The sequence below is a fragment of the Streptomyces sp. NPDC005195 genome (genome assembly GCF_040608315.1).
Classification (GTDB): domain Bacteria; phylum Actinomycetota; class Actinomycetes; order Streptomycetales; family Streptomycetaceae; genus Streptomyces; species Streptomyces kaempferi.
Genome location: NZ_JBEXHZ010000008.1, coordinates 130,113 through 143,090, shown reverse-complemented (window position 1 = coordinate 143,090; position 12,978 = coordinate 130,113). Strand labels below are relative to the sequence as shown.

Genomic DNA, 12,978 nt, shown 5'->3' with positions numbered 1-12,978 from the left:
ACGGTCGCTCCCACTGCCGGCGACAGGCAACTAGGGTACGGCGTATGAGCCAGACTCCCGTCGACCCCGTCGCGCACAACCGCCTCGCCTGGGACCGCGAGGTGGAGGAGGGTAACGAGTGGTCACGCCCGGTCGGCCCCGAGGTGATCGCGAAGGCGCGGGCCGGCCAGTGGTCCATCGTCCTGATCGGGTACGAGCCGGTCGACCCGACCTGGTTCCCGCCGGAGATCGCCGGTCGCGACGTGCTCTGCCTCGCATCCGGCGGCGGGCAGCAAGGTCCGGTGCTGGCCGCGGCGGGCGCGCGGGTGACCGTCTTCGATAACTCGCCCCGCCAGCTGGCGCAGGACGAGATGGTCGCGGCGCGGGAGGGGCTCGACCTACGCACCGTGCTCGGCGACGCGCGCGACCTGAGTCCGTTCCCGGACGCCTCGTTCGACCTTGTCGTCCACCCGGTCTCCAACCTGTTCATCCCGGAGCTGGCGCCGGTCTGGCGCGAGTGCCACCGCGTGCTGCGCCCCGGCGGGACGCTGCTGTCCGGCTTTCTCAACCCGGACGTCTACCTCTTCGACGCCGAGTCCTTGGAGGCGCGCGGCGAGCTGGTGGTGCGCCACCGCCTGCCCTACAGCGACCTCACCCACCTGGAGCCCGCCGAGCGGGAACGGCTGTGGGGCCTCGACGCGCCGGTGGAGTACAGCCACACGCTCACCGAGCAGCTCGGCGGGCAGATCGCGGCGGGCTTCGCCATCACCGGCTTCGCCGAGGCGCCGCACCACTCGGAGGCCACCGCCGGCTGGCTCTCCGGCTACTTCGCCACCAAAGCGGTCAAGGCTGGCGCCGGTCACTGACCCTCCACCGGCCGGGCCGGGTCAGCAGTGAGGCCGGCGGGCGGCTGGGTCAGGTGGGCAACGACCCTGCTGATACACAAACCGGGAACACCCCGGCCTCGGCAACCCCGCGTCGCTCATGGTGCTGGCAACCGTGGGGCACCCGCACCACGCATGACCGCCTCGACATCGACGCCATCAACAAACACCTCACCGCCCGATAGCATCGGCGGTACTTGTGCGGTGCAGCACTAGAGCCTGTCGTCGGGCCGCCACAGCGGGTGTTCACGCTCCGCCCAGTCCCGGCTCACCGTGCCGGTGCGCATCCCCCGCCGGGCCTCCGGGTCGCCGAGGGCCATCCCGATGTGGCCCCCGAGGACGATGCCGATCGTCAGGGCCAGCCAGTCGTGGACGAACGTCGCCGAGGTCCGCCACATCAACGGGGTGAGGTGCGTGAACCACATGAGCAGCCCGGTGGCGAGCATGACCAGACTCGCGCCCGCGATCCAGGCCGCGTAGGTCTTCTGGCCCGCGTTGAACTTGGCCGCGGGCCGGGAGGAGGGGAACCGGTCCCGCCGCAGTGCCGCGCGCATCCACCGGCGGTCGTGCGGGCCCCAGCGGTTCAGCCGGCCCAGGTCCGCGCGGAAGGCACGGGAGACCAGGCCCGCCAGGACCGGCACCGGGAGCAGCAGGCCTGCGAACTCGTGGACCCTGACGACGAGTTCACGGCGGCCCACCAGCTCGGCGAAGAACGGGAGGTACAGGCAGGCCGCCGTCGCCACGCACACGCCCATCAGCAGGGCCGTCACGCGGTGCACCCAGCGTTCCGCCCGGCTGAAGCGCCGTACGTGCGCGGAGGGCGCCGAGACGGCGGGGGTGTCGTCAACTCGTGGGTGCATCGTCGCGTCCGTTCGAGCGGCCGACCCATGCGTCCACGTCGTAGCCCCGGTCCTCCCAGTACCCGGGACGCACGTCCTCGGTGACGGTGATGCCGGAGAGCCACTTGGCGGACTTGTAGAAGTACATGGGGGCTACGTAGAGGCGGACGGGGCCGCCGTGGTCGTGGCCGAGGGCCTTGTCCTGCATCCGGTGGGCCACCAGGACGTCGGGGCGCCGCGCCTGCCGCAGGGTGAGACTCTCCGTGTACGCCCCGTCGAAGCAGGTGAACCGAATCGCGCGGGCCTTGGGGCTCACGCCCGCCGCGTCGAGGATGTGCGAGAGGCGCACCCCTCCGAAGGGCGTGCCGGGCACCCGCCAGCCCGTGACGCACTGCACGTCGTGCACGAGTCGGGTCTGCGGCAGTGCCTCGAGGTCGGCGAGGGTGTAGCTGCGGGGGCGGTCGACCAGGCCGTCGATGGTGAGGCGGTAGTCCGCGGGGCCCTTCCGCGGGACGGAGGAGGTCACGGAGTAGTAGCGGAAGCCGCCACCGTTGGGGAGCAGACCGGTCAGGCCCGTGGGGTCGCCCGCGAAGACCGACTCGAGGCCGCGCTGGAGCGGGGGCGCGGCCAGCACGCCGAGCGCGCCGAGTCCGAGGGTGCCGAGCAGGAGCCGGCGGCCGATGGGCGTGCCGGGCTCGTCGGGCCGCTCCGGTTCCCGTTCCGCCGGCGGCTCGGGCGAGCGCGCCGGCGGGGCCTGCGAGGTACGCCCCCGCTGCCGCTCCGGTCCCCGCTCTCGGGAAGGTTCAGGGTTCACCCACCTATACGAGCACTCGCGACCCCTTTCAGGCCAGCGGCAGCGGGTGTCCGTCAGAATTCCGTCATCACTTTCTCAGCTTTCTCAGACACCGGACGGGTGTCCGGGGGGCGCCGTGGGCGTGCTCGGCCCACGGCGGCTCCCCGTCTCCCGCACCTCCGGGAGACTCCTCAGACCGCGGGCCCGGTCCCGGAGTCGGCCACGGCCCCGGACCTGGAGTCCGCCGCCTTGTCCAGCTGGAAGGCCTCGTTGCCGAGTCCGATCCGCGCGTGTGCCTCGGGGGCCCGGGACCGCAGTATCAGGCCCTGGACCAGGCCGACGACCAGCGCGGCCACGACGAGGGCGGGCAGCAGCCGGCTCAGTGCGGAGCCCGGACCGGTGCCGACCAGGACGTCGAAGTCCTTGACGGTGTAGCCCGCGATCACGAGCAGGGCGAGGCCCGAGACCGCCGCGGTGACCAGGCGCCAGGCCTGGGCCCGCGCCGCGCCCCGGCGGATGAAGAAGACGATGACGGAGAGCGAGGCCGCGGCCATGAGCAGGATGACGCCGAGCGCGCCGACGTTGCCGCCCCAGGTGAACAGGTGCAGCACCGGCGCGGTCGGATCGCCGGTCGGCTTGTCGTCGGTGACGGCGAAGGCGACCAGAACGATCACGGAGACGGCGGTCTGCAGGAGCGAGCCGGTGCCGGGGGCGCCGCTGGCTCCGGTGGTCCGGCCGAAGGCCCTGGGCAGCAGCCCCTCGCGGCCCATGGCGAAGGCGTACCGCGCGACGACGTTGTGGAAGCTGAGCAGCGCCGCGAACATCCCGGTCACGAAGAGGACGTGCAGGACGTCCGTGAAGGTCCCCCCGAGCCGTGAATCGGTGAGGAAGAACAGCAGTCCCGCACTCTGCTTGCGGGAGGCACCGACGATCCCGGCGGGTCCCGTGGCGACGGTCAGCGCCCAGGAGCTGATCGCGAAGAAGACGGCGACGAAGCCGATCGCCAGGAACATCACCCGGGGTACGAGGATGTGCGGGCGGCTCGTCTCCTCCGCGTACACCGGTGCCTGTTCGAAGCCGGTGAAGGCGGCGATGCAGAAGCACAGGGCGGTGCCGACCCCCGCTCCGGTGAGGGTGTCGGGGTTGAAGGCGTGCAGCGAGAGCCCTTCCTTGCCGGGATCGGCGACGGCCGCGACGTCGAAGATGACGACGAGCGCCACCTCGACGACCAGCAGGACGCCGAGCACCCGCGCGTTGACGTCGACCTTCAGCCAGGCGAGCGCGCCGACGACCAGCACGGCCACCAGCGCGGGTATCCACCAGGCCAGGTCGACGTCGAGGTACTTGGAGAACAGCCCGGACACCTCGAAGCCGAAGATGCCGTAGATGCCGACCTGGAGCGTGCTGTAGGCGAGCAGCGCGACCGCGGCGGCGCCCGCGCCCGCGGTGCCGCCGAGCCCGCGGGCGACGTAGGCGTAGAAGGCGCCCGCGTTGTGGACGTGGCGGCTCATCTCGGCGTACCCGACGCTGAAGAGCACCAGCACCACGCCGAGGATGACGAAGAGCAGCGGCTGTCCGACGATACCCATCACCGCGAATGTGGTGGGCATGACACCCGCGACCACCATGAGGGGGGCCGTCGCGGCGAGGACGGACAGGAGCAGCCCTCCGGTGCCCAGCCGGTTGGCCTTCAGGGCCCGGTCCTGCCCCTTGAAGGTACTGATGCCGCCGTCCGCAGCGGCGGGTCTACCCGTGTTCGCACTGCTCGATGTACTCGAACTGCCCGTCGTCATCGCGGGGTCGTCCTTTCGGATGTTTGGTGGTCCGGTTCTGTGGAGCGGTCGTCGTTCACACCGTGCCGAGCGCGCCGGCGCGGGCGGTACGGAAGGCCTTGTACGGGTCGCGGTCCGGGAACGACCAGGGCACCGGGGTGGCGTGCGGGCCGATGCGGTGGAACAGGGCGGCGGCCTCGGCGCCCCGGCCCTCGCAGGACTTCGCGTGGGCGAGGAAGTTGAGGTCGAGGAGACGGCGGGGGTGGTCGTCGTGCTCCCACTCCAGCCACCAGTCGAAGGCGGCCTTCATCACCTGGCGGGCCCGGCGCCCGACCCAGTGCCCGGACGCGGCCGGGTCGGCGGATTCGCTGCCCGCGGTGGCCAGCACACGGTAGCGCTCGGCGTGCGCGACGACGGGCAGGATCGCGAGCGGCGAGTCGGCGGGGGCCTGCTCGGCCGCCCAGTTGGCGAAGTCGTAGACCTCGTGGAGCGGGTCCTGCCCTGCCTGGGCGCGCCGCTCGGCGAGGCGGGCGACCATCAGGTGGTGTGCCTGGTGGTGCTCCGGATGGCGGTGGCGCACCTCGTCGAAGAGCCGGACCACGTCGGTCTCGGCGCCGAGCGTGCGCTCCAGGGTCAGCAGGCCGAGCCAGGGCGTGGGGTCGGCGGGGGCGAGCGCGGCGGCGGCGTGACAGGCCTCGCGGGCCCGTTCGGGACGGTCCTTGCCGTCCAGGGCGCGCTGGACGGTGGCGCAGGCGAGGAGCACGGAGGCGTCGGCGGACTCGGGTTCGGCCAGTCGCCAGTCGCGCGCCCAGGCGAGGGTGGTGGGCTCCTGCGCGAGGACGGTGACGCGGTGTCCGCGACGGTCCCACTCGTCGCCGGTGACGGCGAGCAGCGAGCGGACCGCGGTCCAGCGGCCCTGTGCCAGCGCGGAGCGCGCGACGACGAGTTCGGCGTCGTCGAGTGCGGCGTCGAAGGCATGGGCCGTGCCTTTGCGGCCGCGGCCGAGGGGAGGAGGGGGTGGCGGGGGTGGCGGCACCGCGAGGTTTCCTCACAGACGCGGCTGGTCAGGTGGCGATCGCGGACAGCAAACCCTTGGCTGAGGGTTCACGTCAAGGCCCATCCGATGTCCTACACGTGTCAACTCCTCAGACTCGACCACGAGTTGGTGGCCGGAACCGGGAAATGCGGTGGCGACGAGCCGTGCGGGCGGCCCACTCGCGCCCGCACGTCTCGCCGCCACGGGGACTCAGCCCACCGCCTCGGCCGCCGCGCGCCCGGCCGTGCGGCCGGAGAAGAGGCAGCCGCCCAGGAACGTACCTTCGAGGGACCGGTAGCCGTGCACTCCGCCGCCGCCGAAGCCGGCGACCTCCCCCGCCGCGTACACGCCCTCCAGCGGGTCCCCGCCCTCGGTCAGGACCCGCGACGAGAGGTCCGTCTCCAGGCCGCCGAGCGACTTGCGGGTGAGGATGTGGAGGCGTACGGCGATGAGCGGGCCCGCCTTCGGGTCGAGGATGCGATGCGGTGCGGCCGTACGGATCAGCTTGTCGCCGAGGTAGTTGCGGGCCCCGCGGACCGCCGTCACCTGGAGGTCCTTGGTGAACGGGTTCGCGATCTCCCGGTCGCGCGCGACGATCTCGCGGCGCAGCGCGGCCTCGTCGATCAGCGGCTCCTTGGTGAGCGCGTTCATGCCCCGCACGAGCGCGCCGAGGTCCCTCTCGACGACGAAGTCGGCGCCGTTGTCCATGAACGCCTTGACCGGCCCGGGGACGTCGGCGCGCGCCCGCCCGATGACGCCTCCGACCGACTTGCCCGTCAGGTCGGGATTCTGTTCCGAGCCCGAGAGCGCGAACTCCTTGCCGATGATCTTCTGGTCGAGCACGAACCACGTGTAGTCGTAGCCGGTCTTCATGATGTGTTCGAGCGTGCCGAGCGTGTCGAAGCCGGGGAAGAGCGGCACCGGCAGCCGGTTGCCCCGCGCGTCCAGCCAGAGGGAGGAGGGGCCGGGGAGGATACGGATGCCGTGGTTCTCCCAGATGGGGTTCCAGTTCTGGATCCCCTCGGTGTAGTGCCACATGCGGTCGCGGTTGATGAGGCGCGCGCCGGTGTCCTCGGCGATCCCGAGCATCCTGCCGTCGACGTGCGCGGGCACACCGGAGATCATCCGCTCGGGCGGGGTGCCCAGCCGCTCGGGCCAGTTGGCGCGCACCAGGTCGTGGTCGCCGCCGATGCCTCCCGAGGTGACGATCACGGCCTGCGCCTTCAGTTCGAACGCGCCGGTCACCGTCCGCCCGCTGGCCTGGCCGCGCTCGATCCCGGACGGTTCCAGGATCTCGCCGGTGACGGTGTCGACGGCGCCCGCGCTGCGGGTCAGGCCGGTGACCCGGTGGCGGAACCTGAGCTGGACGAGGCCGCGCTCGACCCCGGCCCGCACCCGCCGCTCGAAGGGGGCGACCAGTCCGGGCCCGGTCCCCCACGTGATGTGGAAACGGGGTACGGAGTTCCCGTGCCCGTTGGCGCCGTAACCACCGCGCTCCGCCCAGCCCACCACCGGGAAGAAGCGCACCCCCTGCCGGTGCAGCCAGGACCGCTTCTCGCCGGCCGCGAAGTCCACGTACGCCTCGGCCCAGCGGCGCGGCCAGTGGTCCTCGGCGCGGTCGAAGCCCGCCGTGCCCATCCAGTCCTGGAGGGCGAGGGCATGACTGTCCTTGATGCGCATCCGGCGCTGCTCGGGCGAGTTCACGAAGAAGAGACCGCCGAAGGACCAGTGCGCCTGGCCGCCGATCGACTGCTCCGGCTCCTGATCGAGGAGGATCACCTTGCGGCCCGCGTCGACGAGCTCCGCGGTCGCCGCGAGCCCCGCGAGACCCGCTCCGATCACGATCACATCTGCGTCGTAGGCCATGGGCCCGTCCTCTCGGCATGACGAGGCGCGTGTCGGCTTCGTCACAAGTCGCCGTCGTCACGGCTGGTTGACAGAAAAATGGCGATCAGCGTATCGGCGGGGACCGTTCGGGACAGCTGGTGACCGGCCCGCCGTTGTTACTGATCGGTCAGATCCTTCGGCAGGAGGAGTGACCGAGTCAACCGTCCCGTCGCGGGCACTCCGTGGGCGGCGCCCGGCGGGTGGCACTACAGTCGGCGGGATACACACCCGTGACCCGATCCGACCCCGGATGTATCGAGGTACCCAGCGTGTCGCTTCTCGTTCTGATTCTCTCGGTGAGCGCGGCCTGTTGCCTGGGTTTCGGCTTCGTGCTCCAGCAGAACGCCGCGTCCCGCGCCCCGCTGAACGACTTCCTGTCGCCCCGTCTGCTGCTGGACCTCATCCGGGTGCCGCGCTGGCTGGGCGGCATCGGGCTCATGGTGTGCGGCATGGTCCTCGGCGCGATCGCCCTGGGCAAGGGCGAGGTCTCCCAGGTGGAACCCCTCCTGGCGACCAACCTGCTGTTCGCGCTCGGCCTCTCCCGCCACCAGACGAAGAAGCCGCTGGGCCGTCAGGGCTGGTCCGGGCTCGCCCTGCTCGCGGGCGGAGTGGCCGCGTTCATCCTGGCGGGCCGGCCCCGGGGCGGTGACGCGGTGTCCGATCCCCTGCGGCACTGGCTGATCATCGGCATCATGATCGGGCTCGCGCTCCTCCTCACCGCGTACGCCAGACGCTCCCGGCTGGGCGCCGCTCCGGTGCTGCTCGCCCTGGCCGCGGGGGTGCTGTACGGGGTGCAGGACGCGCTCACCCGGGTGAGCGGGGAGCGGTTCGGCCAGGGCGGCTGGGGCGGACTGCTCGTCAGCTGGCAGCCGTACGGGGTGCTGGTGCTCGGCGTGTCGGGGCTGGTGCTGGTGCAGAGCGCCTTCGAGACGGCGGAGCTGCGGATGTCGCTGCCCGCGCTCACCGCCGCCCAGCCGCTCGCCGGGATCCTCTGCGGGGTGGGGTTCCTCGGGGACCGACTGCGGACCGACGTGGGCGCGCTGACCTGGGAGGCGGCGGGACTCGCGGCGATCGTGACGGGCATCGTGCTGCTCGGGATGCACCCCGCGATGCCGGCCGGCGCGAAGAGGACGGAGCCCGCGCTGGACCTCCAACGGCGCTGAGGGCCGGGTGGGGCTCCCGCCCCGCCGAGCACGACGGCCCGTGCGGCCCGGTGAGCCGCGCGGCCCGCCCGGTCGGGGCCTCCCCGGTCGAGCGGCACCGCCCCCGCGGGGCACGGTCACCCGATCGGCCCCACGGCACGAGCCGCCCCGGGAGCACGCGGCCGGCGGAGCGGCCGGGGCCGGCCGAACGGGGCTGGTCGGATGTGGCCGGCCGGATGGAGAAGGCGGCTGGTTGGATGGAGACATGAGCGCCGCTGACGAGATCCTCGACATCGTGGACGAGAACGACGTGGTCGTCGGAGTGTCCCCGCGCGGCGAGGCGTACGCGCGCGGACTCCGTCACCGGTGCGTGTTCATCCAGGCCCGGGACGCGGAGGGACGGCTGTTCGTCCACCGCCGCACCGCCACCAAGCTCGTCTTCCCCTCCCTGTACGACATGTTCGTCGGCGGGGTCGTGGGCGCGGGCGAGTCGTACGACGCGGCGGCCCTGCGCGAGGCCGAGGAGGAACTGGGCGTCTCCGGGCTCCCGAGCCCCGTACCGCTCTTCAAGTTCCTCTACGACAACGGCGCGGGGCAGACCTGGTGGTCCGCCGTCCACGAGGTCCGCTGCGACCTCCCCGTGAACCCCCAGACGGAGGAGGTCGCCTGGCACGCCTTCCTCACGGAGGAGGAGGTGGAGCGGCGCCTGACGGAGTGGACATGGGTGCCGGACGGGCTGGCGGCGTACGAGCGCCTGCGGGAACACCGGGCGACGGGCTGAGCCTTGCCGGCGCCCGGCCCGACGGTGGCGGCCGGCACCGCGGAGCAGCCGAGTAGGGTCCCGGTCGTGATCGAATTCGTACGGAACGTCCGGCTGTGGTTCGCGCCCGAGGAGGTCAGACGGGAGGGCGGCACTCCCGACTACCGGTTCTCGCTGGCCAACGAGCGCACCTTCCTGGCCTGGCTGCGCACCGCGCTGGCGCTGATCGGCGGCGGCTTCGCCGTGGACCAGTTCCTGCCGGACCTGCGGTGGGCCTGGCGGGCCGGTCTCGCGCTGGCCCTGCTGGCGGCGGGCGTGCTCTGCTCGCTGCGGGCCGTCAACCACTGGGTACGGTGCGAGCGGGCGATGCGGAGAGGGGAGGACCTCCCCGTGTCGCGCTTCCCGGCACTGCTGGGCATCGCCGTCGCGGTGGTGGCGGTCGCGATGGTCGTCGTCGTCCTCGTCGGCTGGGAAGGATGACCGCGCCCGTCCCGGAGCGCGACCCGGGGCTGCAGCCGGAACGCACCCGCCTCGCGTGGCGACGTACGACCCTGTCGTGCACCGTCACCGCGGTGCTGGCGGCGAAAGCGGCGCTGCACGGCGGTCGGTCGGCCACCGGCGTCCTGGCCGGCGTCCTGTGCGGCGCGCTGTGGCTGGGGTTCCTGGTCCTCGCGCACCGCCGCATCCAGGTGCTGACCGCGTCCGGCACCGCCGGCCCGCCCACCCTCGCACCGCGGCACGCGACGGCCGCGACCCTGTGCACGGTCGCGCTGGCCCTCTGCGCGGCGGCGCTGGTGTTCTGAGAGCCCGGGGACCGGGCAGCGCCGCGACCTCCTCCACCCGTACGCCCAGCCCTCCGTGTCCCCGGACGGCACGCATGCCCGAATACTGGCGGATAGTCAGAAATATAATGCTTTTCGGCGCTAGCCTGAGCCGTCGCTTCCCGCCACGCACGAAGGTGAGCACCATGACCACCCTCCATCCGGAGCACTCGGCCCATCAGCACACCCACGGTCCGGCCTGTGGGCACACCGCGGTACCGCACGGGGACCATGTCGACTACGCGCACGACGGGCACCTGCACCGCGAGCACTCCGGGCACTGGGACGAGTGCGAGCCGAGCGGCCACACGGCCCACGACGACCACGGGAGCCACCGGCACGACGAGGGCTGCGGGCACCCGGCGGTCGAGCACGGCGACCACCTCGACTATCTGCACGACGGGCACCGGCACGCCGAGCACGACGGCCACTGGGACGACCACTAGGGACGGCGGACACGACGGAGGCCCCGGGCCCTCCCGCCGAACGCCCCGACACCCACCCGGCGCCTCCTCCCCGATGCCCGCCCGGCGCCTCCCCTCGACGTCCGTTCGGCGTCTCCGCCGCCCCCCGGAGGAGACGCCGATCACGTTTGGCGTACACCCTGGACGACATACCGACTGGTCGGCATCATGGTCACGACCCGCTCCCTCGCGTGTAGGAGAAACGATGAGTCCCGACCACCCGCCAGGTCTCGACCTCGACCGGCTGCGCGGCCTGCTCGACGGCGAGCGGCCCGGTCTGACGCACGGCCCGCTGACCGGCCGGCTGATCGAGGGCGGACGGTCGAACCTCACCTACGCGGTCACGGACGGCACCACGCGATGGGTCGTACGGCGGCCTCCGCTCGGCCATGTACTGGCCACCGCGCACGACATGAAGCGCGAACACCGGGTGATCAGCGCACTGCACCCGACGGCCGTCCCGGTGCCGCGCCCGGTGCTGCTGTGCGAGGACGTGGAGGTGCTGGGCGCGCCCTTCTACGTCATGGAGTTCGTGGACGGCACGCCGTACCGCACCGCCGATCAGCTCGCCCCGCTCGGCCCACGGCGCACCCGGGACGCGGTGCTCGGGCTGGTCGACACGCTCGTCGAACTGCACTCCGTGGATCCCGCCGAGGTGGGCCTCGCCGACTTCGGCCGACCCGAAGGCTTCCTGGACCGCCAACTGCGGCGCTGGGGAAAGCAGTTGGACGCCTCCAGAAACCGTGAGCTGGCCGGGATCGACGAGTTGCACGCGGCCCTGGGGCGCGCGCTGCCGCACTCCCCCGCGCCCACCGTCGTGCACGGCGACTACCGGCTCGACAACGTGCTGATCGGCGAGGACGACCGGATCAAGGCGATCCTGGACTGGGAGATGTCCACGCTCGGCGATCCGCTGACCGACCTGGGCCTGCTGGTGATGTACAGCGCGCCCCTGGAACTGCCCGACTCCCCCATCAGTACGACCGCCTCGGCCGCCGGGCACCCGGACCCGGCCGAGATCGTCGAACGGTACGCCGCGCGCTCGGGGCGCGACGCGTCCGACGTCGCGTGGTACACGGCGTTCGCCTGGTTCAAGCTCGCCGTGATCCTGGAGGGCATCCACTACCGCTACACGCTCGGCCAGACGGTCGGCGCGGGTTTCGACCGCATCGGCGACCTGGTGCCGTTCTTCATCGAGCACGGTCTGACCACTCTTCAGGAAGGCTGATCCGCCATGGACTTCGCATTCGACGCGCGCACCGAGGAACTGCGGGACAGGCTGCTCGCCTTCATGGACGCGTACGTGTATCCGGCGGAGGCGGTGGCGGAGGAGCAGCGCGCCCTGCTGGCCTCCCCGTGGGACACGCCCGCCGTGGTCGGGGAGTTGAAGGCCGAGGCACGCAGGCAGGGGCTGTGGAACCTCTTCCTGCCCGACGCCGAGCACGGTGCCGGGCTCACCAACCTCCAGTACGCGCCGCTCGCCGAGATCACCGGCCGCAGCCCGCACCTGGCGCCCACCGCCCTGAACTGCGCGGCGCCGGACACCGGCAACATGGAGGTGCTCGCGCAGTTCGGCGACGAGCGGCAGAAGAAGCAGTGGCTGGAGCCGCTGCTCGCCGGTGAGATCCGCTCGGCGTTCGCGATGACCGAGCCGGAGGTGGCCTCCTCCGACGCGACCAACATCACCACGCGCATCGAGCGGTCCTCCGACGGCTCCGACGAGTACGTCGTCACCGGCCGCAAGTGGTACATCTCCGGGGCGATGAACCCGGACTGCCGGATCTTCATCGTGATGGGCAAGACGGACCCGGACGGGCCGGACATCCGCCGCCAGCAGTCCATGGTCCTGGTTCCGCGCGACACGCCGGGGGTCGAAATCCGGCGCGCCATGCAGGTGTACGGCTACGAGGACCACTCCCACGGCGGGCACGCCGAGGTCGTCTTCCACGGGGCCCGCGTTCCCGTCACCAACCTGGTCGGCGAGGAAGGCGGCGGCTTCGCCATCGCCCAGGCGCGGCTCGGCCCCGGCCGCATCCACCACTGCATGCGGCTGATCGGCATGGCGGAGCGGGCGATCGAGCTGATGTGCCGGCGGGCGGTGGCCCGGACGGCGTTCGGCAAGCCGCTGGCACAGCAGGGCGTGGTCCAGAACTGGATCGCCGACGCGCGGGTCGCCGTCGAGCAGTTGCGGCTGCTGGTGCTGAAGACCGCGTGGATGATGGACACGGTCGGCAACCGGGGCGCCCACACCGAGATCCAGGCCATCAAGATCGCCACTCCGCGTACGGTCGTCGACATCCTCGACAAGGCGGTGCAGTTGCACGGCGCGGGGGGTGTGAGTCAGGACTTCCCGCTCGCCGAGCTGTGGGCGAGTGCGCGGACGCTGATGCTCGCCGACGGGCCGGACGAGGTGCACCAGCGGTCGCTGGCGCGGCGGGAGATCAAGAAGTACGTGTGACGCCGGGGGCGGTGGGGGCCTTCGCCCCTGCCGCCCCCACCGGTCCCCGGACGGGCTGACATACAGGCCCTGGCCATCGGCCTTGTAGCGCGGGCGCGCGTCTCCAGCCCGTCCGGCGATCGAGGACGAGGCCGTCCAGGCCG

13 protein-coding genes are annotated in these 12,978 nt (G+C 72.2%); 8 read left to right on the top strand and 5 right to left on the bottom strand.

The genetic code is table 11. The annotated features are described in order from the left end of the window. Positions 1-44 precede the first annotated feature (44 nt). Positions 45-845, top strand: coding sequence for a class I SAM-dependent methyltransferase (locus ABZV34_RS12345; RefSeq protein WP_356273984.1), 801 nt, complete (start codon positions 45-47; stop codon positions 843-845). A 230-nt stretch (positions 846-1,075) separates the two neighbouring features. On the opposite strand, the gene ABZV34_RS12340 is transcribed toward ABZV34_RS12345, so the two are convergent. From ABZV34_RS12340 to ABZV34_RS12320, 5 genes are all read right to left on the bottom strand, one after another. After that, positions 1,076-1,723 carry a cytochrome b/b6 domain-containing protein gene (locus tag ABZV34_RS12340; RefSeq protein ID WP_356273981.1) on the bottom strand — a complete coding sequence of 216 codons (648 nt, stop codon included), beginning with the start codon at positions 1,721-1,723 and terminating at the stop codon, positions 1,076-1,078. After that, entirely contained in the window at positions 1,707-2,384 is a 678-nt protein-coding gene (locus ABZV34_RS12335; RefSeq protein WP_356274190.1) for a molybdopterin-dependent oxidoreductase, read from the bottom strand. Before ABZV34_RS12335 ends, ABZV34_RS12340 begins: the two co-directional genes overlap by 17 nt. A 302-nt stretch (positions 2,385-2,686) precedes the next feature. Further along, positions 2,687-4,288 carry an APC family permease gene (locus tag ABZV34_RS12330; RefSeq protein ID WP_356273978.1) on the bottom strand — a complete coding sequence of 534 codons (1,602 nt, stop codon included), beginning with the start codon at positions 4,286-4,288 and terminating at the stop codon, positions 2,687-2,689. Between the two features lie 55 nt (positions 4,289-4,343). After that, on the bottom strand, positions 4,344-5,303 hold the full coding sequence (locus ABZV34_RS12325; protein ID WP_356273975.1) for a hypothetical protein: 960 nt from the start codon (positions 5,301-5,303) through the stop codon (positions 4,344-4,346). 210 nt (positions 5,304-5,513) lie between these two features. Further along, positions 5,514-7,169, bottom strand: coding sequence for an FAD-binding dehydrogenase (locus ABZV34_RS12320; protein WP_356273972.1), 1,656 nt, complete (start codon positions 7,167-7,169; stop codon positions 5,514-5,516). Positions 7,170-7,459: 290 nt separating this feature from the next. Here ABZV34_RS12320 and ABZV34_RS12315 point away from each other — a divergent pair, with 290 nt between their 5' ends. From ABZV34_RS12315 to ABZV34_RS12285, 7 genes are all read left to right on the top strand, one after another. Further along, positions 7,460-8,353, top strand: a complete 894-nt coding sequence (locus ABZV34_RS12315) for a DMT family transporter (RefSeq protein ID WP_356273969.1) — start codon at positions 7,460-7,462, stop codon at positions 8,351-8,353. Between the two features lie 244 nt (positions 8,354-8,597). Beyond that, positions 8,598-9,113: an NUDIX domain-containing protein gene (locus ABZV34_RS12310; RefSeq protein WP_356273966.1), complete on the top strand. Its 516-nt coding sequence runs from the start codon at positions 8,598-8,600 to the stop codon at positions 9,111-9,113. A 66-nt stretch (positions 9,114-9,179) separates the two neighbouring features. Beyond that, a complete protein-coding gene (locus ABZV34_RS12305; RefSeq protein WP_356273963.1) occupies positions 9,180-9,572 on the top strand; it encodes a DUF202 domain-containing protein in 393 nt (130 codons plus the stop codon). Next, entirely contained in the window at positions 9,569-9,895 is a 327-nt protein-coding gene (locus ABZV34_RS12300; RefSeq protein ID WP_356273960.1) for a DUF202 domain-containing protein, read from the top strand. The genes ABZV34_RS12305 and ABZV34_RS12300 overlap by 4 nt, the downstream gene beginning before the upstream one ends. A gap of 164 nt (positions 9,896-10,059) precedes the next feature. Beyond that, entirely contained in the window at positions 10,060-10,359 is a 300-nt protein-coding gene (locus tag ABZV34_RS12295) for a hypothetical protein (RefSeq protein ID WP_356273957.1), read from the top strand. Between the two features lie 223 nt (positions 10,360-10,582). Next, complete coding sequence (locus tag ABZV34_RS12290; RefSeq protein ID WP_356273954.1) at positions 10,583-11,605, top strand: phosphotransferase family protein; 1,023 nt, start codon at positions 10,583-10,585, stop codon at positions 11,603-11,605. 6 nt (positions 11,606-11,611) lie between these two features. After that, the gene (locus ABZV34_RS12285) at positions 11,612-12,835 is read left to right on the top strand and encodes an acyl-CoA dehydrogenase family protein (RefSeq protein ID WP_356273951.1); all 1,224 of its coding nucleotides are present in this window, start codon (positions 11,612-11,614) and stop codon (positions 12,833-12,835) included. The last annotated feature ends 143 nt before the right edge of the window (positions 12,836-12,978 follow it).

Excerpts from the sequence above, each read along its gene's own strand:
- ABZV34_RS12340 (WP_356273981.1), bottom strand. The coding sequence starts at position 1,723 with ATGCACCCACGAGTTGACGACACCCCCGCCGTCTCGGCGCCCTCCGCG.
- ABZV34_RS12310 (WP_356273966.1), top strand. The coding sequence starts at position 8,598 with ATGAGCGCCGCTGACGAGATCCTCGACATCGTGGACGAGAACGACGTG.
- ABZV34_RS12300 (WP_356273960.1), top strand. The coding sequence starts at position 9,569 with ATGACCGCGCCCGTCCCGGAGCGCGACCCGGGGCTGCAGCCGGAACGC.
- ABZV34_RS12295 (WP_356273957.1), top strand. The coding sequence starts at position 10,060 with ATGACCACCCTCCATCCGGAGCACTCGGCCCATCAGCACACCCACGGT.
- ABZV34_RS12320 (WP_356273972.1), bottom strand. The coding sequence starts at position 7,169 with ATGGCCTACGACGCAGATGTGATCGTGATCGGAGCGGGTCTCGCGGGG.
- ABZV34_RS12345 (WP_356273984.1), top strand. The coding sequence starts at position 45 with ATGAGCCAGACTCCCGTCGACCCCGTCGCGCACAACCGCCTCGCCTGG.
- ABZV34_RS12285 (WP_356273951.1), top strand. The coding sequence starts at position 11,612 with ATGGACTTCGCATTCGACGCGCGCACCGAGGAACTGCGGGACAGGCTG.
- ABZV34_RS12330 (WP_356273978.1), bottom strand. The coding sequence starts at position 4,288 with ATGACGACGGGCAGTTCGAGTACATCGAGCAGTGCGAACACGGGTAGA.
- ABZV34_RS12290 (WP_356273954.1), top strand. The coding sequence starts at position 10,583 with ATGAGTCCCGACCACCCGCCAGGTCTCGACCTCGACCGGCTGCGCGGC.